At 60.9% G+C, this 22193-nt stretch carries 15 protein-coding genes and 1 pseudogene; 13 read left to right on the forward strand and 3 right to left on the reverse strand.

Going from position 1 to position 22193, the window contains the following annotated elements; genetic code table 11:
* Window positions 1-118: 118 nt before the first annotated feature.
* Complete coding sequence (locus BLU48_RS30675) at window positions 119-1387, forward strand: malic enzyme-like NAD(P)-binding protein (protein ID WP_005784034.1); 1269 nt, start codon at window positions 119-121, stop codon at window positions 1385-1387.
* Window positions 1388-1594: 207 nt separating this feature from the next.
* On the opposite strand, the gene BLU48_RS30680 is transcribed toward BLU48_RS30675, so the two are convergent.
* The gene (locus tag BLU48_RS30680) at window positions 1595-4057 is read right to left on the reverse strand and encodes a penicillin-binding protein 1A (protein WP_370881246.1); all 2463 of its coding nucleotides are present in this window, start codon (window positions 4055-4057) and stop codon (window positions 1595-1597) included.
* Between the two features lie 233 nt (window positions 4058-4290).
* Here BLU48_RS30680 and pilM point away from each other — a divergent pair, with 233 nt between their 5' ends.
* From pilM to hemE, 10 genes and pseudogenes are all read left to right on the forward strand, one after another.
* A complete protein-coding gene (gene pilM / locus BLU48_RS30685; protein WP_057023509.1) occupies window positions 4291-4947 on the forward strand; it encodes a type IV pilus assembly protein PilM in 657 nt (218 codons plus the stop codon).
* Entirely contained in the window at window positions 4944-5495 is a 552-nt protein-coding gene (locus BLU48_RS30690; protein WP_057023508.1) for a PilN domain-containing protein, read from the forward strand. The genes pilM and BLU48_RS30690 overlap by 4 nt, the downstream gene beginning before the upstream one ends.
* Window positions 5492-6463, forward strand: coding sequence for a pilus assembly protein PilP (locus tag BLU48_RS30695; protein WP_057023507.1), 972 nt, complete (start codon window positions 5492-5494; stop codon window positions 6461-6463). The genes BLU48_RS30690 and BLU48_RS30695 overlap by 4 nt, the downstream gene beginning before the upstream one ends.
* A gap of 138 nt (window positions 6464-6601) precedes the next feature.
* Window positions 6602-7858: pseudogene (locus BLU48_RS30700) on the forward strand (type IV pilus secretin PilQ); the annotation flags it as partial.
* A gap of 4 nt (window positions 7859-7862) precedes the next feature.
* Window positions 7863-8381, forward strand: coding sequence for a shikimate kinase AroK (gene aroK, locus BLU48_RS30705; RefSeq protein ID WP_003187914.1), 519 nt, complete (start codon window positions 7863-7865; stop codon window positions 8379-8381).
* Between the two features lie 125 nt (window positions 8382-8506).
* The gene (gene aroB / locus BLU48_RS30710; protein ID WP_057023505.1) at window positions 8507-9607 is read left to right on the forward strand and encodes a 3-dehydroquinate synthase; all 1101 of its coding nucleotides are present in this window, start codon (window positions 8507-8509) and stop codon (window positions 9605-9607) included.
* A gap of 10 nt (window positions 9608-9617) precedes the next feature.
* Window positions 9618-11189 carry an SPOR domain-containing protein gene (locus BLU48_RS30715; RefSeq protein ID WP_057023504.1) on the forward strand — a complete coding sequence of 524 codons (1572 nt, stop codon included), beginning with the start codon at window positions 9618-9620 and terminating at the stop codon, window positions 11187-11189.
* 351 nt (window positions 11190-11540) lie between these two features.
* Window positions 11541-15986: a glutamate synthase large subunit gene (gene gltB / locus BLU48_RS30725; protein ID WP_057023503.1), complete on the forward strand. Its 4446-nt coding sequence runs from the start codon at window positions 11541-11543 to the stop codon at window positions 15984-15986.
* Between the two features lie 32 nt (window positions 15987-16018).
* The gene (locus BLU48_RS30730; RefSeq protein WP_057023502.1) at window positions 16019-17437 is read left to right on the forward strand and encodes an FAD-dependent oxidoreductase; all 1419 of its coding nucleotides are present in this window, start codon (window positions 16019-16021) and stop codon (window positions 17435-17437) included.
* 259 nt (window positions 17438-17696) lie between these two features.
* Entirely contained in the window at window positions 17697-18764 is a 1068-nt protein-coding gene (gene hemE / locus BLU48_RS30735; protein ID WP_057023501.1) for a uroporphyrinogen decarboxylase, read from the forward strand.
* A gap of 60 nt (window positions 18765-18824) precedes the next feature.
* On the opposite strand, the gene BLU48_RS30740 is transcribed toward hemE, so the two are convergent.
* Complete coding sequence (locus tag BLU48_RS30740) at window positions 18825-20036, reverse strand: MFS transporter (protein ID WP_371851102.1); 1212 nt, start codon at window positions 20034-20036, stop codon at window positions 18825-18827.
* Window positions 20037-20216: 180 nt separating this feature from the next.
* Here BLU48_RS30740 and BLU48_RS30745 point away from each other — a divergent pair, with 180 nt between their 5' ends.
* Together BLU48_RS30745 and BLU48_RS30750 are read left to right on the forward strand one after the other, a co-directional pair.
* Window positions 20217-21110, forward strand: coding sequence for a LysR family transcriptional regulator (locus BLU48_RS30745; protein ID WP_057023499.1), 894 nt, complete (start codon window positions 20217-20219; stop codon window positions 21108-21110).
* 88 nt (window positions 21111-21198) lie between these two features.
* On the forward strand, window positions 21199-21585 hold the full coding sequence (locus tag BLU48_RS30750) for a type II toxin-antitoxin system PemK/MazF family toxin (protein ID WP_032878300.1): 387 nt from the start codon (window positions 21199-21201) through the stop codon (window positions 21583-21585).
* 203 nt (window positions 21586-21788) lie between these two features.
* On the opposite strand, the gene BLU48_RS30755 is transcribed toward BLU48_RS30750, so the two are convergent.
* Complete coding sequence (locus tag BLU48_RS30755; RefSeq protein ID WP_057023498.1) at window positions 21789-22184, reverse strand: hypothetical protein; 396 nt, start codon at window positions 22182-22184, stop codon at window positions 21789-21791.
* Window positions 22185-22193 lie beyond the last annotated feature (9 nt).

Below are 22193 nucleotides of genomic sequence, written 5' to 3' on the forward strand. Positions count from 1 at the left end.
TTGGCCAAAAGTCGTAGCCCAGGGCCCTTGACACCTGTGACTGCCCAGTCTTGTAGGGACTTTACGACACGCGTATCCTCGGCGGTCCGTCGACCAACAGTAAAAGCGGAATGCCGATATGTCTGATTTGAAAACTGCCGCTCTCGAATACCATGCCCATCCTCGTCCAGGAAAGCTGAGTGTAGAGCTCACCAAAGCCACTGCCACTGCTCGCGACCTGTCGCTGGCCTACAGCCCTGGTGTTGCCGAGCCCGTACGTGAAATCGCCCGTGACCCAGAACTGGCGTACAAGTACACCGGCAAGGGCAACCTGGTTGCAGTGATTTCCGATGGCACCGCGATCCTTGGCCTGGGTAACCTCGGTCCATTGGCGTCCAAGCCAGTCATGGAAGGTAAAGGCGTGCTGTTCAAGCGCTTTGCCGGCATCGACGTTTTCGACATCGAAGTCGATTCCGAGAGCCCGCAGGCTTTCATCGACACGGTCAAGCGTATTTCCATCACCTTTGGTGGCATCAACCTGGAAGACATCAAGGCACCTGAGTGCTTCGAGATCGAAAAGGCCCTGATCGAGCAGTGCGACATTCCGGTATTCCACGATGACCAGCACGGCACCGCCATCGTTACCGCAGCCGGCATGATCAACGCCCTGGAAATCGCTGGCAAAACCCTGGGCGAGGCGAAGATCGTCTGCCTGGGCGCCGGCGCTGCGGCCATTTCCTGCATGAAGCTGATCATCAGCATGGGCGCCAAGCTGGAAAACATCTACATGGTCGACAGCAAGGGCGTGATCCAGTCCGAGCGTACCGACCTGAACCAGTACAAGGCGATGTTTGCCCATCCGTCCTCCAAGCGCACCCTGGCTGACGCCCTCGACGGTGCCGACGTGTTCGTCGGCCTGTCTGGCCCGAACCTGCTGAGCGCCGAAGGCCTGAAGTCCATGGCACCGAACCCGATCGTGTTCGCCTGCTCCAACCCGGATCCGGAAATCTCGCCAGAGCTGGCCCACGCCACCCGCAGCGACGTGATCATGGCCACCGGTCGTTCGGACTACCCGAACCAGGTCAACAACGTCCTGGGCTTCCCGTTCATCTTCCGTGGTGCCCTGGACGTACGCGCCAAGCGCATCAACGAAGAAATGAAAGTGGCCGCCGCCAACGCCCTGCGTGAACTGGCCAAGCTGCCAGTGCCTCAGGACGTCTGCGACGCCTACGGTGGTGCCAAGCTGGAATTCGGTCGTGAGTACATCATTCCGAAGCCAATGGATAAGCGCCTGATCACCCTGATCTCCGATGCCGTGGCCAAGGCTGCCATCGAGACCGGCGTGGCGACGCTGCCGTATCCTAAGAACTACCCGCTGCAAAGCGTGGATGATGTGTTCAACGGCTAAGCTGTTGTAGCGCACCAACAAAAAGCCCCGGCTCGAATGAGTCGGGGCTTTTTTTATGGCAATTCTCTTGAAGCCTATAGAGGTCAAATGTGGGAGGGGGCTTGCTCCCGATGGCGGTGTATCAGTCGCCATATTCATTGACTGACAGTCCGCCATCGGGAGCAAGCCCCCTCCCACATTTGGATCTATGTTGCGTCTTGGATCGGGTCAGAACAAATCGATCGGCGCGCCTTCATCCGCCGGCAGCGGGCTGCCTGGTACAACCCCGTTGCCCAGCTCGTTGACCGACGGCGGCGTGTCTTCGCTTTTGAACAGCTCGAAGTAGGCATTCGGCGTGCTTGGCGACGCGGCGCGGCCACTCACCGGGTCGATGCGCAGGCTGAGGATGCCTTCCGGTTCGGGCTGGGTGTGCAGTGGCTTGTCCTTCAGCGCGGCGCCCATGTAACTCATCCAGATCGGCAGGGCGACGGTGCCGCCAAACTCGCGGCGGCCCAGGCTTTCAGGCTGGTCGTAACCGGTCCACACAGTGGTCACGTAGTCGCCGTTATAGCCAGAGAACCAGGCGTCCTTGGATTCGTTGGTAGTACCGGTCTTGCCGGCAATATCTGCGCGGCCCAGGGCCAGTGCGCGGCGGCCGGTGCCCTTCTTGATCACGTCTTGCAGGATGCTGTTGAGAATATAGGTGGTACGGCCATCCACGATGCGCTCGGCGACTGCCGGGGCTTGCGGTTCGGTGGTCGCGGGGGCGGTTGCCGCAGGCGTCGTGCCTGGGGTTGGCTCAATGGTGATGCCGCCATTACTCGGTGCCGCAAGGCCATCGGTCGCTGCCACGCCATTGACCACGTCACCCGGCACCCGCGGTGGGTTGGCGGTAAACAGCATGTCGCCATTGCGGCTCTCGATCTTGTCGATCAGGTACGGCGTGATCTTGTAGCCGCCGTTGGCAAAGGTACTCCAGCCGGTGGCGATCTCCATCGGCGTGAGAGTCGCGGTGCCCAGGGCCAGGGACAGGTTTGGCGGCAGGTCGGACTTGGCGAAGCCAAAGCGCGTCATGTAGTCGATGGTCTTGCCCACGCCCATTGCCTGCAACAGGCGAATCGACACCAGGTTGCGCGACTTGTACAGCGCTTCGCGGATACGGATCGGGCCGAGGAAGGTGTTGGTGTCATTCTTCGGGCGCCAGACCTTGTCCAGGTATTCATCGACAAACACGATCGGCGCGTCGTTGACCAGGCTGGCGGCGGTGTAGCCGTTGTCCAGCGCGGCGCTGTAGACGAATGGCTTGAAGCTCGAACCCGGCTGGCGCTTGGCCTGGGTGGCGCGGTTGTAGTTGCTCTGCTCGAAGGCAAAACCGCCGACCAGTGCACGGATCGCACCGTTCTGCGGGTCCAGGGACACCAGGGCGCCTTGGGCGACCGGCACCTGGCTGAACTTGAGGCTGTCATCCTTCTGGCGTTGCACGCGGATCAAATCGCCCACCTGGGCCACGTCGGACGGCTGCTTGGGCATCGGCCCCATGCTGTTGGTATTCAGGAATGGTCGCGCCCACTTCATGCTGTCCCACGCCACATGCGCTTCGCCGGTACGGGTCAGCACCTGGATGCCGTCTTTTGTCACCTGGGTGACGATGGCCGGGTCCAGGCCGCTGATGGAGCGCTGCTTGCTCAATTCGGTGGTCCACGCGCTCAGGGTCTTGCCGGGCAGGCGCGATTCCGGACCGCGGTAGCCGTGGCGCTGGTCATAGGTGATCAGGCCTTCATGCACCGAGTTGTTGGCGATTTCCTGCAAGTTGCTTGGAACCGTCGTGGTCACTCGGAAGCCTTCGGTATAGGCGTCGCTGCCATAGCGGCCAACCATCTCGGCACGCGCCATTTCGGCGATATACGGCGCATTCACTTCCGGCGTCGGCACGTGATAACTGGCGTTCAGTGGCTCGGCTACAGCGCTTTCGTAGGCGGCCTGGTCTATCTTGCCCAGCTTGTACATGCGCCCCAGGATCCAGTCGCGCCGCTCTTTGCTGCGCGCCGGGTTGGCCAGCGGGTTAAAGCGCGATGGGGCCTTGGGCAGGCCGGCAATCATGGCCATCTGCGCCAGGCTGGCGTCACGAATCGACTTGCCATAGTAGACCTGGGAGGCGGCCTCGATGCCGTAGGCGCGGTTGCCCAGGTAGATCTTGTTGACATACAGCTCGAGGATTTCGTCCTTGGTCAGCTGACGTTCGATCTGCAGTGCCAGCAGGATCTCGGTGGCCTTGCGGGAAAAACTGCGCTCGCTGGTAAGGAAGAAGTTCTTCGCCACCTGCATGGTAATGGTGCTGCCGCCGGATTGAATGTGTCCGCTTTTTACCAGCTGCGTGGCCGCACGCACCAGGCTGCTGGGGTCGACACCGTAGTGGTTGGCGAAATTGTCGTCTTCGGCAGACAGCAAGGCGCTGATGAAATTGGGCGGAATATCGGCGAAACGGATCGGTGTACGGCGCATTTCGCCGAACTCCGCGATCAGTTTTTCGTCGCTGCTGTAAACCCGCAAAGGAATCTGCAACTGGATACTTCTGAGGGCCTCTACGGAAGGCAAACCCGGACTAAGGTAGAGGTAGGCCCCGCTGAGTACGAGCAGCAGCCCGCAGACGATGGCGACAATGGAGTACCCGAAAAACTTCAGCAGACGAATCAAGGCTTTTGGATTTCCAGAGAAAAGAATGAGTTACGCGTCGGGGCATGCATGGCTAACGATGGATCGACCCGGGCAGCAGATAAAAAGCGGGAAAAAACGCTGGGCATTAAAGCATTTTTCAGCTTGGGGCGTCATTCGCGTGCCTTGAACAAGCCGACCGGATGCAAGGTGCCTGGCAGCAATCAGACGATACGACAGCCGGTATGACAGGGAAAGTTTTGGGGAGTTTTATGGAAAAGGGATTTTTCAGGCGAAAAGTCGACACCGTCCTGGGGGTCGATATCAATGACAGCAGCATCAGGTTGATCGAGCTGGGCCGTTCAGCGGGCGTTTTCAGCGTCCAGGGCTACGTGACCCAGGCGCTGCCGACCCATGCGGTGGTCGATGGTGCCCTGTTGGACGTCGAAGGCGTGGGGCGGGCATTGCAGCAGGCATTATCGCGCCTGCGGCCCTCAGCCCGGAGCGCCGCCGTGGCGGTGGCGGGCCCTTCGGTTATCACGCGGTTGATCGAAATGGATGCAGGCCTCAGCGACGAGGAAATGGCCTGGAAGATCCAGATGGAAGCCGACCAGTTTATTCCCTATCCATTGGATGAAGTGGCCATCGATTTTCAGGTCCGGAGCCCGTCGGCCCAGGGGGAGCAATGGGTCGAAGTGATGTTGGCAGCGTGCCTGCGCGAGCAAGTCGAGGCGCGTGAAGCGGTTTTGGCTCTGGCGGGGCTGGTGCTGCAGGTGGTAGATGTGGAAGAGTTTGCATTGGAGCGCGCTTGCCGTCAGGATTTTGCCAGCTTCGCGCCGGCTCATCGAGTCGATGGCGCACAATGGGCCGTGGATGCCCAGGAGATGGGAGTGGCTTGCGGGTTGGCCCTGAGGAGTTTCGCTGGATGATACGAATCAATCTTTTGCCTTGGCGCCAGGCGCTGGCGGAACGCAGGCGTAGATATTTCCTGATGCTGATGCTGGCGTTTGCCTGCCTGGCACTGGCTGCAGTCTGGTTGGCTGATCAGGTGATCGACCAGGCGATAGATCGGCAGGTAAGTCGCAACAATCGCCTGGGTGAGGACATTGCCGTACAGGATTCACGGATCAGGACCATTGACGACCTGCAGGAGCGCAGCCAGCAGTTGGCCGAACGCATGAAGGTTGTGCAGGATCTGCACGACGCCCGTTCTTCCGGTGCCCGGCTGTTCGATCAGTTGGCTCGCGCAGTGCCCGAGGGCGTACATCTGCATGAGGTGGTGGCGAACGGCGATACCATCAGCATCCGCGGCAGTGCTGAAAGCCACCAGGATATCGCCCAGCTGATGCGTCGGCTCGAGGCCACGCAAGGGGCTCACGCGACTCGTCTGCAGCGCGTGCAGGCCGAAGGCGAGCGCGGCGAAAGTGAATTTCAGCTAATGGTGCGCCAGGGGGAAACCGTCGAGGCGCAACCATGAGCCTGCCCAGGCTCGACGTTTCCACGCTTTCCCACAACGCTGCCAAATGGCCCTTGCCCTGCCGGATCCTGCTCGGCTTTGCGCTGGCCGGCCTGGTGCTGCTGGTGGGTGAGGCTTTGTACCTGGGCCCGTCGCGGGAGCAGCTGCAGGCGCTCGAGGTTCGGGGGCATGCACTGCAACAGCAGCTTGCAGAAAAAACAGGATTGGCTACCAGTCTGGAGGCGCGTGCCGATCATTTGCGCGTGATGGAGGATAAGGTCGTGAGCCTTCTGCGGCAGTTGCCCGCAGAGTCCGAAGTGCCTGCCTTGCTCGAAGATGTTGCCCGGTTGGCGGTTGCCAATGGTGTATGGGTCGAGGGCATTAGGGTGCTGGATGAGGAGCCTCGGCAGCTCTACACCGAACAACCTATGCAGATGGGCGCGATCGGGGCCTACCACGACCTGGCGGCGTTCGTCAGTGCCTTGGGTGGGCTGCTTCGGGTCATCACCGTGCAGGATGTCACGCTTCGGCCTGAGGGCGCCTTGCTGCGTCTCGATATGTTGGCCAAGACCTATCGGGGCGCCACGCCAAGCGGCAAGGCCCGCCAGACGTTCGAGTCGGGCCCGCGATTTGTCTATGACCCTTCAACCCTGCGCGATCCGTTCCTGTCGCCCACCTTGCAGGCCGCCCGCGTGCCCGGTCGGCCGGCGCTTTCGCCGGATCTCACCCGGCCACGGGGGCTGCTGGAGGGCATGACCATCGATCAGTTCGAAATGGTCGGCACACTGTCCAATGGCGTGCAGGCTTTCGCCTTGCTGCGTGCGGGATCATTGGTGCATCGCCTGGCGGTCGGTGATTACCTTGGGCCGGACCATGGCCAGGTCACGGCCATCCAAGACGGTTATATCGAACTGGTCGAGCTGTTCCCCGATGACCAGGGCGCATGGCTGGAACGCCCGCGAACCCTGGTGCTGAACGTCAACTCATAACGGAATCAAACAATGAAAAGGACTTTCTCGTCCTTCGGTGTGGCGCTATGGATAGCGTTCACGGCACCGATGGCTGCCGCTGTGCCCAATCGCCCGGACCTGATCCGCCTGCCGCCGCCTGACAGTGCCTTGCCGGTCAGCTATACGGGCGAAAAATTGACCCTCAATTTTCAGGACATCGACCTGCGGGCGGTATTGCAGCAAATCGCCGATGTCGCCGGGCTCAACCTGGTGACCAGCGACGAGGTGCAGGGCTCGATCACCCTGCGGCTCAAGGACGTGCCCTGGGACCAGGCGCTGGATCTGGTGCTGCAAACCAAGGGCCTGGACAAACGGGTGAAGGCCGGCGTGTTGCTGGTGGCGCCCGCCGATGAATTGGCCGCTCGCGAACTGCTGGTGCTGGAGTCGCGCAAGCAGATGGCCGAGCTGGCACCGTTGCGTCGGGAGTTATTGCAGGTCAATTACGCCAAGGCTGCGGACCTGGCCAAGCTGTTCCAGTCGGTGACCGGTTTTGAGGGCGCCACGGATGAACGCGGCTCGGTGGCGGTGGATGACCGCACCAACAACATCATCGCCTACCAGACCGGCGAACGGCTGGAAGAGCTGCGGCGCATCGTGGCGCAGTTGGATATTCCGGTACGCCAGGTGATGATCGAGGCGCGGATCGTCGAGGCCAATGTCGACTACGACAAAAGCCTGGGCGTGCGCTGGGGTGGGCGGCTCAGCCGCGGCAACTGGGGCGCCGGAGGTATTTCCAAGCCCCTGGCGGACGGCGCCGAGCCCCCGCAAAGCCCGCCCAGTTCACCCTTCGTCGACCTGGGGTCGCTGACCGGTACGTCGGGGCTGGGTATCGCCTACATCACCGACAACCTGTTGCTGGATCTCGAACTGACGGCGATGGAGAAAAGCGGCAACGGCGAAATCGTTTCGCAGCCCAAGGTTGTCACGTCCGATAAAGAGACTGCGCGCATACTCAAAGGCACCGAGATTCCCTACCAGGAGTCCACCTCCCAGGGCGCTACCTCGGTGTCCTTCAAGGAAGCGTCCCTTTCACTGGAGGTCACGCCGCAAATCACCCCCGATGACCATGTGATCATGGCGGTCAAGGTCACCAAGGACGAGCCCGACTACCTGAACCGGCTCAATGACGTGCCGCCGATCAAGAAAAACGAAGTCAACGCCAAGGTGCTGGTTCGGGATGGCGAGACTATTGTCATCGGCGGGGTTTTCTCCAATACCCAAAGCAAAGTGGTAGATAAAGTGCCATTTTTGGGCGATGTACCGTATCTTGGCCGCCTTTTCCGACGCGATGTGGTGGCGGAGAAAAAATCCGAGCTGCTGGTATTCCTGACTCCGCGTATTATGAATAACCAGGCGATTGCTGTGAGTCGTTGATTCTGTGCGAAATTTGATTCTTGTAGGACCGATGGGGGCTGGAAAGAGCACCATCGGCCGTTTGCTGGCCAAAGAGCTGCGCCTGCCATTCAAAGACTCCGATAAGGAAATTGAATTGCGCACGGGTGCCAATATCCCATGGATCTTCGATAAGGAAGGCGAGCTGGGTTTTCGCGACCGTGAGCAGGCGATGATTGCCGAGCTGTGCGGCTGCGACGGCGTGGTGTTGGCGACCGGCGGTGGCGCAGTGATGCGCGATGAAAACCGTCGTGCGCTGCATGCCGGTGGTCGGGTGGTGTATTTGCATGCGTCGGTCGAGCAGCAGGTAGGCCGCACCGCCCGTGATCGCAATCGCCCGTTGCTGCGCACTGCTGACCCGGCGAAAACCTTGCGGGACCTGCTTGCACTACGCGATCCGCTGTATCGGGAAATCGCCGATCTGGTGGTGGAAACCGATGAACGGCCACCGCGAATGGTGGTGCTCGATATTCTTGAGCGCCTGCAGCGGCTGCCACCCCGTTAAAGCCTGGCCCGAAATGCGCTATTCTCGGCGGCGCGCCATAACCTTGCGAGGTGTGGCGTAGAGCTATCAAGTGGTGTCGGGTCACGGCGCTGCCGGTCGTCAATATATCTTCAACGCGGGGACACATGCAGACACTTAAGGTCGATCTAGGCGAGCGCAGCTACCCGATCCACATTGGCGAAGGTCTTTTGGACCGGCCCGAGCTGCTTGCACCGCATATTGCCGGTCGGCAGGTGGCGATCATCTCCAACGAAACGGTCGCGCCGTTGTATCTTGAGCGTCTGAGCCGCAGCCTTGTGGCGTATTCGGTGATCTCTGTGGTGTTGCCTGACGGCGAAGCCCACAAGAACTGGGAAACCCTGCAACTGATTTTTGATGGCCTGCTGACTGCGCGTCATGACCGTCGAACTACCGTGGTCGCCCTGGGCGGCGGTGTGATCGGCGACATGGCCGGTTTTGCCGCGGCCTGTTACCAGCGCGGCGTGGACTTTATCCAGGTGCCGACCACCCTGTTGTCCCAGGTCGATTCGTCGGTGGGCGGCAAGACCGGTATCAACCATCCGCTGGGCAAGAACATGGTCGGTGCTTTCTACCAGCCCCAAGCCGTGCTGATCGATACCACCACCCTCAACACCTTGCCGCCGCGGGAGCTGTCGGCGGGCCTGGCGGAAGTCATCAAGTACGGGCTGATCTGCGACGAGCCCTTCCTGACCTGGCTCGAAGAACACGTTGATGCCCTGCGCGCACTCGACCAGGTGGCCCTGACCGAAGCGATTTCCCGCTCCTGCGCCGCCAAGGCGCTGGTGGTGAATGCCGACGAACGGGAGTCTGGCGTACGCGCCACCCTGAACCTGGGCCATACCTTCGGCCATGCGATCGAAACGCACATGGGCTATGGTGTGTGGTTGCATGGGGAAGCCGTAGCGGCTGGCACTGTGATGGCATTGGAAATGTCGCAGCGCCTGGGCTGGATCAGCGCCCAGGAGCGCGATCGTGGCATCCGCCTGTTCCAGCGAGCCGGTTTGCCGGTCATCCCGCCGACGGAGATGACCGAGGCCGATTTCCTCGAACATATGGCAATAGACAAGAAAGTGATCGACGGTCGACTGCGACTGGTGCTGTTGCGCCACATGGGCGAGGCAGTGGTGACCGACGATTATCCGAAAGAGATTTTACAGGCCACGCTGGGAGCGGATTACCGCGCCCTGGCCCAGCTTAAAGGTTAATAAGATCCCGATGACTAGTTTGCATGCCGACGAGGCGTTCCTCGGCCATTATCACTTGAGCCATGACCCTTTCGCTCCACGGGTGCCTGGCTTCAAATTCTTCCCGGCCCAGCGCAAGCCCGTGCTGGGGCAACTGCACCACCTGGCACGCTACAGCCAGCTGCTGCTGGTGGTCACCGGCCCGCTGGGCAGCGGCAAGACCTTGCTGCGCCAGGCGCTGGTCGCCAGCACTAACAAGCAATCGGTGCAGAGTGTGGTGGTCTCGGCCCGTGGCGCCGGCGATGCTGCAGGCGTGCTGCGCCAGGTGGCCCAGGCGCTGGACGTGGCCAATGCCGAGCCAAACGCGATTCTCAAGCAGGTGGTGCAACTGGGCCTGACCGGCCAGGAAGTCTATCTGCTGGTGGACGACGCCGAGCAGCTTGACGAATCTGCCCTCGAAGCGCTGCTGGCGCTTGCTGCGGGCACGCCGGAAGGTCGCCCGCATGTGTTCCTGTTTGGCGAGTCGTCGTTGATCGCCGATCTGGAGCAGATCAGCGGTGATCAGGAACTGTTCCACGTCATTGAGCTGCAGCCCTACGAAGAGGAAGAAACCCGCGAATACCTGGCTCAACGCCTTGAAGGCGCCGGGGCGGGTATCGAACTTTTCTCCGCTGCGCAGATCTCTGATATTCACGAAAGCTCCGATGGCTGGCCTGGCAACATCAACCAGGTTGCCCGCGATGCAATGATCGAAGCCATGATTGCCAGCCGCTCAGCGGTCAAGCGTCCAAAGATGGGGTTCACTATGCCTAAGAAGCACGTATTGGCTATTTCCGCCGTTGTCGTGGTCGCTGTTGCCGCCGCCTGGTTGATCCCGGGTCGCAATAAAGCACCGACAACGACCGGCGCGCCAACTGAGCAGGCGCAGTTGCCACTGGGTAAGCCCACGCCAAACGTCGAGTTCGCCAACTCCGGCCAACCGACCAACCTGCCGATGGTTGGTCAGCCTGTAATGCGTGGCCCGCTCGCCGAAGAAGCCGGTGGCATTTCCGAAGGCGACGATGGTGTGCCGGTGGAAGGCTCTAGTGCCACGCCGCCGACCGTGACCACCACCGCGCCGCCTGCCGGCGTACCGGCTGGCACGCCAGCAACCCCGGTAGCGCCTGCCGCGCCGGTAGCGCCAGTTGCCAAGCCGACTCCGGCGCCGACGGTTGCGACAGCCAAGCCCGCAGCCCCAGTTGCCAAGCCGGCACCCGCACCTGCGGCCAAGCCTGCTGAAAAACCCGCGGCCACCGTGGCCAAGGCCGGCGCCGCCGGCAGCAGCTGGTACAGCAGCCAGCCTACCGGCAACTTCGTGGTGCAAATCCTCGGCACCAGCTCCGAGGCCAACGCCCAGGCGTTCGTCAAAGAGCAGGGCGGCCAGTACCGTTATTTCAAGAAAGTGCTCAACGGCAAGCCTCTCTACGTGATCACCTATGGCAGCTTCCCAAGCCGCGCCGCAGCTGATTCGGCCATCAAAGCCTTGCCAGCGAAGGTCCAGGCTGGTAAACCTTGGCCTCGCACTGTTGCCAGCGTTCAACAAGAACTGGCAACAACTCGCTGAAGATCCGGCGGCCTTACCCAGGCCGCCCTCCCGGCACCTCAAAAAAGATCGCAAGGCGTGCAGCCCCTCCAGGCCGCGCGCTTTGTGGTGTCTGCGTCACAGTGGCTTTTGAGTCGTAGCGGTCAGAATTAAAAAAGTTTTGACTAGCACAGCATATCGCTTTAAACCTTTCATAAATGCGACATAGATTTGCGACATTTCGTCGCTAAATTTGTGGGCGTCTGTGTCGGTGTGTACAATGACCTCCCTTTTGCCCCCGCTAAGTCGGCGTACGTTCGACGTGGAAGGTAACCGGTTGAATTGAAAAGAAATTTGCCTCGGTATAAGAGGCAGCCTGGTGAGAAAGTGTCTATGAAAGCAGGTCTGTACCAACCCGATGAATTCAAGGATAACTGCGGTTTCGGCCTGATAGCCCATATGCAGGGCGAGCCCAGTCATACCCTTTTGCAAACGGCCATCGAGGCCCTGACCTGCATGACCCACCGCGGTGGGATCAACGCCGACGGCAAGACCGGTGACGGTTGTGGCTTGCTGATTCAAAAACCCGACCAATTCCTGCGCGCTGTCGCCAAAGAGCATTTCGCCGCCGACCTGCCCAAGCAGTACGCCGTGGGCATGGTGTTTTTCAACCAGGACCCGGTCAAGGCCGAAGCCGCTCGCGAGAACATGAACCGCGAAATCGCCGCCGCCGGCCTGCAACTGGTCGGCTGGCGCAAAGTGCCAATCGACACCAGCGTGCTCGGCCGCCTTGCCCTGGAACGTCTGCCACAGATCGAACAAGTGTTCATAGCAGGCGACGGCCTGAGCGATCAGGACATGGCGATCAAGCTGTTCACTTCGCGTCGCCGTTCGTCGGTGCTCAATGCTGCCGATACCGATCACTACATCTGCAGCTTTTCCCACAAGACCATCATTTACAAAGGCCTGATGATGCCGGCGGATCTCACCGCCTTTTATCCGGACCTCAGCGATGAGCGCCTGCAAACCGCGATCTGCGTGTTCCACCAGCGCTTCTCCACCAACACCCTGCCGAAATGGCCGTTGGCTCAGCCGTTCCGCTTCCTCGCCCACAACGGCGAGATCAACACCATCACCGGCAACCGCAACTGGGCCGTGGCCCGTCGCACCAAGTTCGCCAACGATCTGATGGACCTGGAAGAGCTTGGCCCGCTGGTCAACCGCGTGGGTTCCGACTCCTCCAGCATGGACAACATGCTCGAACTGATGGTCACCGGTGGTATCGACCTGTTCCGTGGCGTGCGTATGATCATTCCGCCTGCGTGGCAGAACGTCGAGACCATGGACCCGGACCTGCGGGCGTTCTACGAATACAACTCGATGCACATGGAACCCTGGGACGGCCCGGCCGGCGTGGTCATGACCGACGGTCGCTACGCGGTGTGCCTGCTCGACCGTAACGGCCTGCGCCCGGCACGTTGGGTTACCACCACCAACGGCTTCATCACCCTGGCGTCGGAAATCGGCGTGTGGAACTACAAGCCGGAAGATGTGATCGCCAAAGGCCGCGTCGGCCCGGGCCAGATCCTGGCCGTGGACACCGAGACCGGGCAGATCCTCGACACCGACGCCATCGACAACCGCTTGAAGTCTCGTCACCCGTACAAGCAATGGCTGCGCAAGAACGCCCTGCGCATCCAGGCGACCATGGAAGACAACGACCACGGTTCGGCTTTCTACGACATCGACCAGCTCAAGCAGTACATGAAGATGTACCAGGTCACGTTCGAAGAGCGCGACCAGGTGCTGCGTCCGCTTGGCGAACAAGGCTACGAGGCCGTCGGCTCCATGGGCGACGACACGCCGATGGCCGTGCTGTCCCAGCGCGTGCGCACCCCGTATGACTATTTCCGCCAGCAGTTCGCCCAGGTCACCAACCCGCCGATCGACCCGCTGCGCGAAGCCATCGTGATGTCCTTGGAAGTGTGCCTCGGTGCCGAGCGCAACATCTTCCAGGAGTCGCCTGAGCACGCTTCCCGCGTGATCCTCAGCTCGCCGGTCATCTCCCCGGCCAAATGGCGCTCGCTGATGACCCTGGAGCGTCCAGGTTTCGACCGCCAGATCATTGACCTGAACTACGACGAAAGCCTCGGCCTTGAAGCTGCGGTGCGTAACGTCGCCGATCAGGCCGAAGAAGCCGTGCGCGCCGGGCGTACCCAGATCGTGCTGACCGACCGCCATATCGCACCAGGCAAGCTGCCGATCCATGCTTCGCTCGCCACCGGCGCGGTGCACCACCGTCTGACCGAAAAGGGCCTGCGTTGCGACTCCAACATCCTCGTTGAGACCGCTACCGCCCGCGATCCGCATCACTTTGCAGTGCTGATCGGTTTCGGCGCGTCGGCGGTGTATCCGTTCCTGGCGTACGAAGTGCTCGGCGACCTGATCCGTACCGGTGAAGTCCTGGGCGATCTCTATGAGGTGTTCAAGAACTACCGTAAAGGCATCACCAAAGGCCTGCTGAAGATCCTGTCGAAGATGGGCATCTCCACAGTCACCTCGTACCGTGGCGCGCAACTGTTCGAAGCCATTGGCCTGTCAGAAGAAGTCTGCGAGCTGAGCTTTCGTGGTGTGCCGAGCCGCATCAAGGGCGCACGTTTCGTCGACCTCGAAGCCGAGCAGAAAGCCTTGGCGTTGGAGGCCTGGAGTGCACGCAAGCCGATCCAGCAAGGTGGCTTGCTCAAGTTTGTGCACGGTGGCGAATACCACGCCTACAACCCGGACGTGGTCAGCACTTTGCAAGCCGCCGTGCAGCAGGGCGACTACGCCAAGTTCAAGGAATACACGAGCCTGGTGGATAACCGCCCGGTATCGATGATCCGCGACCTGTTCAAGGTGAAGACGTTGGACACGCCGATGGACATCAGCGAAGTCGAGCCGCTGGAATCGATCCTCAAGCGCTTCGACTCTGCCGGTATTTCCCTGGGTGCCTTGTCGCCCGAGGCCCACGAGGCGCTGGCCGAGGCCATGAACCGCCTGGGTGCGCGTTCCAACTCCGGTGAAGGCGGCGAAGATCCGGCGCGCTACGGCACCATCAAGAGCTCAAAAATAAAACAGGTCGCCACTGGCCGTTTCGGCGTTACCCCGGAATACCTGGTCAACGCCGAAGTGCTGCAGATCAAGGTGGCCCAGGGCGCCAAGCCTGGTGAAGGCGGCCAGTTGCCAGGCGGCAAGGTCAACGGTCTGATCGCCAAGCTGCGTTATGCGGTGCCGGGCGTGACGCTGATCTCTCCACCGCCGCACCACGACATCTATTCAATCGAAGACTTGTCGCAGCTGATTTTCGACTTGAAACAAGTCAACCCGCAGGCCCTGGTCTCGGTGAAGCTGGTGGCGGAAGCTGGCGTCGGTACCATTGCTGCCGGCGTGGCCAAGGCCTATGCCGACCTGATCACTATCTCCGGCTACGACGGCGGTACCGGCGCTTCGCCGCTGACCTCCATCAAGTACGCCGGCGCGCCATGGGAACTCGGCCTGGCCGAAACCCACCAGACCCTGCGTGGCAACGACCTGCGCGGCAAAGTGCGGGTACAGACCGACGGCGGCCTTAAAACTGGCCTCGACGTGATCAAGGCGGCGATCCTCGGCGCCGAAAGCTTCGGCTTCGGCACCGCGCCAATGATCGCCCTGGGCTGCAAGTATTTGCGCATCTGCCACCTGAATAACTGCGCCACTGGCGTAGCGACCCAGAACGAGAAGCTGCGCAAGGATCACTACATCGGCACCGTCGACATGGTGGTGAACTTCTTCACCTACGTCGCCGAAGAAACCCGTGAGTGGCTGGCCAAGCTGGGCGTGCGTTCCCTCGAAGAGCTGATCGGGCGTACCGACCTGCTGGATATCCTCGAAGGCCAGACCGCCAAGCAACAACACCTGGACCTGACGCCGCTGTTGGGCAGCGATCACATTCCGGCAGACAAGCCACAATTCTGCCAGGTGGACCGCAACCCGCCGTTCGACAAAGGCCTGTTGGCCGAGAAGATGGTCGACATGGCGGGCAGTGCGATCAATGACGCCAGTGGTGGCGAATTTGCCCTGGATATCTGCAACTGCGACCGGTCCATCGGCGCACGCATCTCCGGCGAAATCGCGCGCAAGCACGGTAACCAAGGCATGGCGAAAGCGCCGATCACCTTCCGCTTCAAAGGCACGGCGGGCCAGAGCTTCGGCGTGTGGAACGCCGGCGGCCTGCACATGTACCTGGAAGGCGACGCCAACGACTACGTGGGCAAGGGCATGACCGGTGGCAAGCTGGTCATCGTTCCGCCGGCCGGCAGCGTCTACAAGACCCAGGACAGTGCCATTATCGGCAACACCTGCTTGTACGGCGCCACCGGAGGTAAGCTGTTCGCCGCCGGCACCGCCGGTGAGCGCTTCGCCGTGCGTAACTCCGGTGCCCACACCGTGGTGGAAGGCACTGGCGATCACTGCTGCGAGTACATGACCGGCGGCTTTGTCGCGGTACTGGGCAAGACCGGTTACAACTTCGGTTCGGGCATGACCGGCGGTTTCGCCTACGTGCTCGACCAGGACAACACCTTCGTCGACAAGGTCAACCACGAGTTGGTCGAGATCCAGCGGATCAGCGGTGAAGCCATGGAGTCCTACCGGAACCACTTGCAGCACGTGCTGGATGAGTACGTCGAGGAAACCGGCAGCGAATGGGGTCGTGAACTCGCCGAGAACCTCGATGATTACCTGCGTCGTTTCTGGCTGGTCAAGCCCAAGGCTGCCAACCTGAAATCCTTGCTCTCCAGCATCCGTGCCAACCCGCAGTGATATGCGCCTGAACAGTTTGATGAGGTTTTAACATGGCTGAACGTCTGAATAACGACTTCCAGTTCATCGATGTCGGGCGCAAAGATCCGAAGAAGAAACTGTTGCGTCAACGCAAGAAAGAGTTCGTGGAAATCTACGAACCGTTCAAACCCCAGCAATCGGCCGACCAGGCTCACCGCTGCCTGGGGTGCGGTAACCCGTATTGCGAGTGGAAGTGCCCGGTGCACAACTTCATTCCCAACTGGCTCAAGCTGGTGGCCGAGGGCAACATCCTCGCTGCCGCCGAGCTGTCGCACCAGACCAATACCCTGCCGGAAGTCTGCGGCCGGGTGTGCCCGCAGGACCGTCTGTGCGAGGGGGCGTGCACCCTCAACGACGGCTTCGGCGCGGTGACCATCGGTTCGGTGGAGAAGTACATCACCGATACTGCGTTCGCCATGGGCTGGCGCCCGGACATGTCCAAGGTCAAGCCGACCGGCAAGCGCGTTGCGATCATCGGCGCGGGCCCGGCGGGCCTGGGCTGTGCCGACGTATTGGTGCGTGGTGGCGTGACCCCGGTGGTCTTCGACAAGAACCCGGAAATCGGTGGCCTGCTGACCTTCGGTATTCCCGAGTTCAAGCTGGAAAAAACCGTACTGAGTCACCGTCGTGAAGTCTTCACCGGTATGGGTATCGAGTTCCGGCTCAATACCGAAGTCGGCAAAGACATCACCATGGAGCAACTGCTCGCCGAATACGATGCGGTGTTCATGGGCATGGGCACCTACACTTACATGAAGGGCGGCTTCGCCGGTGAAGACCTGCCGGGCGTATATGACGCGCTCGACTTCCTGATCGCCAACGTCAACCGCAACCTGGGCTTTGAAAAGTCGCCGGAAGATTTCGTCGACATGAAAGGCAAGAAGGTCGTGGTGCTTGGCGGTGGCGACACCGCGATGGACTGCAACCGTACGTCGATCCGCCAGGGCGCCAAGTCGGTGACCTGTGCCTATCGCCGTGACGAGGCCAACATGCCCGGCTCGCGCAAAGAGGTGAAGAACGCCAAGGAAGAAGGAGTGAAATTCCTCTACAACCGCCAGCCGATTGCCATCGTCGGTGAAGACCGTGTCGAAGGCGTGAAGGTGGTCGAGACCCGTCTCGGCGAGCCGGATGCCCGTGGCCGTCGCAGCCCTGAGCCGATCCCGGGCTCCGAAGAGATCATCCCGGCCGACGCCGTGGTCATCGCTTTCGGCTTCCGCCCAAGCCCGGCGCCATGGTTCGAGCAGTTCGAGATCCAGACCGACAGCCAGGGCCGCGTCGTCGCCCCGGAACAAGGCCAGTACAAGCACCAGACCAGCAACCCGAAAATCTTCGCCGGTGGCGATATGGTGCGAGGGTCTGACCTGGTAGTGACAGCGATTTTCGAAGGCCGCAACGCCGCCGAAGGCATCCTGGACTACCTGCAAGTCTGACCCCGATCCTGAATTGAAATGGGATCAAACTGTGGGAGGGGCGGTGCGACGATTCGACTTGCCCCCGATAGCGGTGTATCAGTCACCAGATTCATTGACTGACGCACCGCAATCGGGAGCAAGCCCCCTCCCACATTTGTTTTGCGCTCTGTGCAAGCTACCGCGACAAATTGACCCGATAGACAAAAGGCACGGCGCATTCCGTGCCTTTTGCGTCGCGCTCTGAGAAAATGCCCGCACTTTTTTTGCGGATGCCGACATGACTGCCCTCAAGAACGACCGTTTCCTTCGTGCCCTGCTCAAGCAACCTGTAGACGTCACCCCCGTGTGGATGATGCGTCAAGCCGGTCGCTACCTGCCGGAATACCGCGCCAGTCGCGCCCACGCCGGCGACTTCATGAGCCTGTGCATGAATCCTGCGTTCGCCTGTGAAGTCACGATGCAGCCGCTGGATCGCTACCCACAACTGGACGCGGCCATCCTCTTTTCCGACATCCTCACCATCCCCGACGCCATGGGCCAGGGCCTGTATTTCGAAACCGGCGAAGGCCCGCGCTTCAGGAAAGTCGTCAGCACCCTGGCCGATATCGAAGCCCTGCCGATTCCTGATCCGCACAAAGACCTCGGCTATGTGATGGATGCGGTCAGCACCATCCGCCGCGAGCTGAACGGCCGCGTGCCGCTGATCGGCTTCTCCGGTAGCCCCTGGACCCTGGCCACCTACATGGTCGAAGGCGGCTCGTCGAAAGACTTCCGCAAGACCAAGGCCATGCTCTACGACAACCCGCAAGCCATGCACCTGCTGCTGGACAAGCTCGCGCAGTCGGTCACCTCGTACCTCAACGGCCAGATCATGGCCGGCGCCCAAGCGGTGCAGATCTTCGATACCTGGGGTGGCAACCTGTCGGCGGCGGCGTACCAGGAATTCTCCCTGGCTTACATGCGCAAGATCGTCAGCGGCCTGATCCGCGAACACGAAGGCCGCAAGGTGCCGGTGATCATGTTCACCAAGGGCGGCGGCCTGTGGCTGGAAAGCATCGCAGACGCCGGTGCCGATGCCCTGGGCCTGGACTGGACCTGCGATATCGGCGAAGCCCGCCGCCGCGTTGGCAGCCAGGTTGCACTGCAAGGCAACATGGACCCGACCGTGCTGTACGCTAACCCTGAAGCGATCCGCACCGAAGTCGGGCGCATCCTGGCCAGCTATGGCAAGGGCACCGGTCACGTGTTCAACCTCGGCCATGGCATCACGCCGGAAGTGAATCCGGAACATGCGGGTGCATTCCTGCGTGCGGTGCATGAACTGTCGGCGCAATACCACGAATAAAGCACACAGCAAAAATGTGGGAGGGGGCTTGCCCCCTCCCACATTAAAAGCCAGAAACCTTCAGACCTGCCCCAACGGCGGCAACTTCGCCAGCTTCAACGCCACCAGCAACGCGCCAATCAGCAGCGCCACGATAAACCCGCCAATCCCGTTCCATCCGGCAAAGTGCCAGAAGAACCCGCCCGCCGTCCCGGCAATACTCGATCCCACGTAGTAACAGAACAGGTAAAGCGACGACGCCTGCCCCTTGGCTTTCACCGCGCGGCGGCCGATCCAGCTGCTGGCCACCGAATGCGCGCCGAAGAAGCCGAAGGTGAACACCAGCATGCCCGGCACTACCAGCCACAGCGGCGTGAACAGCGTCAGTAACATCCCCGAAAGCATCAACACGATGGTGCCCCACAGCACGCGGCGGCGGCCAAGGCGGTCGGCCAGGGAGCCGATCTTGGCCGAGCTGTAGATACCCGAGAGGTACACCAGCGACAGCAGGCCCACCAACGCCTGGCTCAGCTCGTAGGGCGAAGCCAGCAAGCGATAACCGATGTAGTTGAACATCGTCACGAACGCGCCCATCAGCAGGAAGGCTTCGAGGAACAGCCACGGCAGGCCCGCGTCCTTGAAGTGCATGACAAAACCATCCACCAGGCTACGCGGCTTGAGGCTGCTTGCGCGGAAGTTGCGCGATTCAGGGAGGATCTTCCAGAACACCGTGGCGGCGATAAGCGCCAGGGCACCGATGATCAGCATTGCGGTGTGCCAGCTGACGAAGTCGATCAACACGCCGATGATCAGGCGCCCACTCATGCCTCCAATCGCGTTGCCGCCGATGTACAAACCCATGGCCAGGCCGATGTGCTGCGGGTGGATCTCTTCGCTGAGGTAGGTCATCGCCACGGCGGCCAGGCCGCTCAGGGACAGGCCCACCAACGCCCGCATCAGCAGAATCCCCTCCCAGGTCGGCATCAGACCGCTGGCGATGGTGGCGAGTGCGGCGCAGAACAACGCGGCGACCATCACCGGCTTGCGCCCCAGCCTGTCGGAAATTGGCCCGGTGACCAGCAGGCCGCAGGCAAGCATCGCGGTCGCCACCGATAGAATCAGGCTGCTTTGCGCCGCATTGATGGAAAACTCGTGGGACAGCGCCGGCATCATCGGCTGTACGCAATACAACAGGGCAAAGGTGGCAAACCCACCGGAGAACAGCGCCAGCACCGTGCGCATGAACATCGGCGTGCCTTTTTCGATGTATTCGTCATTGAGCTGCGCCACCACTTCGTCGAGGGCGGAGGGGGGCGTTTGTTGGGTGAGTGGAGCAACAGCAGAATTCACGGAGACCTCGGGGAGGAAGGGCTGCCAGGACCGGCAATGCAAAAAAGAATATAGCTGCCTAATGATTCTTTCCAATATATTGTTCGACCTGTTTGATAGGTTTTACGACCTAATGAGGGATACATGGAATTACGTCATCTGCGGTACTTCATCGCCGTCGCCGAAGAACTGCATTTTGGTCGCGCCGCGCAGGTGCTGGGTATCTCGCAACCGCCCCTGAGCCAACAGATCCAGGCGCTGGAACAAGAGGTGGGTGCGCGGCTATTTGAGCGCACCAATCGTCGGGTCGAGCTGAGCGAGGCAGGGCGGCTGTTCCTGCAAGAGGCGCGACTGGTACTGGCCCAGGTCGACAAGGCGGCGGACGTGGCGCGCAGGGCGCAATCGGGAGAGCTCGGGGAATTGAAGATCGGCTTCACGTCTTCCGCACCGTTCAATTCCAGCATTCCCCAGGCGATCTTTGCGTTTCGCCAGGCTTTCCCGGCCGTGCACCTCAACTTGCAAGAGATGAGCAGCACCGAGGTGGCCGAGTCGCTGGTGGATGAGTCGATCCAGGTCGGGCTGATGCGACCTTTGCCATTGCCCGATTCGCTGAGCGTGGTCGAGTTGATGCGCGAGCCGCTGGTCGCGGTCTTGAACGCCGGCCATCCCTTGGTGGAAGGCAGCGAGCGCGGCTTGCACCTGGCGCAATTGGCGCAGGAGCCCTTTGTGTTTTTCCCACGCACCTACGGCAGCGGCCTGTATGCCCAACTGCTCAACCTGGCCCGCGACGCCGGGTTCAGCCCGCATTTTGCCCAGGAAGCGGGGGAGGCGATGACCATCATCGGCCTGGTGGCGGCGGGGTTGGGCGTGTCGGTGTTGCCGGCGTCTTACCAGCGTATTCGCATTGATGGCGTGGTCTATCGCACGCTGCTCGACCCAGAGGCGATGACGGCGGTGTGGCTGGTACAGCGCAAGGGCGTGCAAACGCCGATGGCGAAGGGGTTTGTGGAGTTGTTGACGCGTCAGGTATTGGTGTAGGCGGGGTCACATATCAGGTAACGCAACCGGCTTAGTTATTCGCCAGAAACTTGCGCAAAATCATTCTTTTTCAGGCGAGTGGATATGGATGGCACTTCTCTATCAGCCCAAGGAGGGCAGCGTGTTGATTTGTGATTTTCGTGGCTATGAGGTTCCGGAAATCATCAAGATTCGACCTGTTATTGTGATACGCAAACACCGGACGAATAAGCTGCTCGTAACGGTGGTACCTCTGAGTACTACCGCTCCACAGCAGGTGTTGGAACACCATTTGCGGCTTGATAGCCACCTTCAGGGAGCGAGCCCGGTCTGCTGGGCTAAATGCGACATCGTCGCGACAGTCAGCTTGGGTCGACTGGACCGAATCAAAAGTAAAGATCGTCATGGCAAACGAACTTACAAAATAGCCGAACTCACCAATGACCAATTTTTGGCGATAAAAGCGGCGGTGCGCAGTGCGCTTGGGTTGCGATAAAGCGGGATATAGATGGACGGCGTTTTGCCACCGATTGCAGGTAACCTGCTTTCAGGCATACTGGCCGAGTTCCCGAAAAGGGGCTTGTGAGACTCTGAGGGTCCTGGGCAACCAGCCACCGCAGAGCCAGGCAGGAAGCGGCGATGACAAGCCAACCTGTTTGTGAAGAGGGCGCCTAAAGGCGCCCTTTGTCGTTTCTGGCCTTACTGCATCCCGGTCGAGCGCAACCCTGCCAGGATGTCCCTATCCAGCATGCTTATCCAACGGTTGTAGTTGCGATGGATCTTGCCGTCCTTGTAGCCCAGGTCGCGGCTGTCGCGGTAGGTGATGGCGTAGTTGTTACGGGTGTAGCGGATATCGATGGCGGCATAGAACTGGCCGCGCACGGTGATCTCGGCCTGCACCAGCTGCGGGCTCAGGCGTTGCACGGTCCACTCACGTTTCTGCAGGGCGGCGACGATGGCTTGTTTCATCTTTTCTTCGCTGACCTGGCTGGTGGCCGGCAACTCATGTTGGGTGTTGAGCACCGGCTTGCTGGTGCAACCGGCGGTGGTCAGCAGGGCCAGGGTGATCAGGGTCGCGCGTAGCAGGGAAGACATTCCGTTTTC

This window comes from Pseudomonas synxantha, assembly GCF_900105675.1.
Lineage (GTDB): Bacteria > Pseudomonadota > Gammaproteobacteria > Pseudomonadales > Pseudomonadaceae > Aquipseudomonas > Aquipseudomonas synxantha.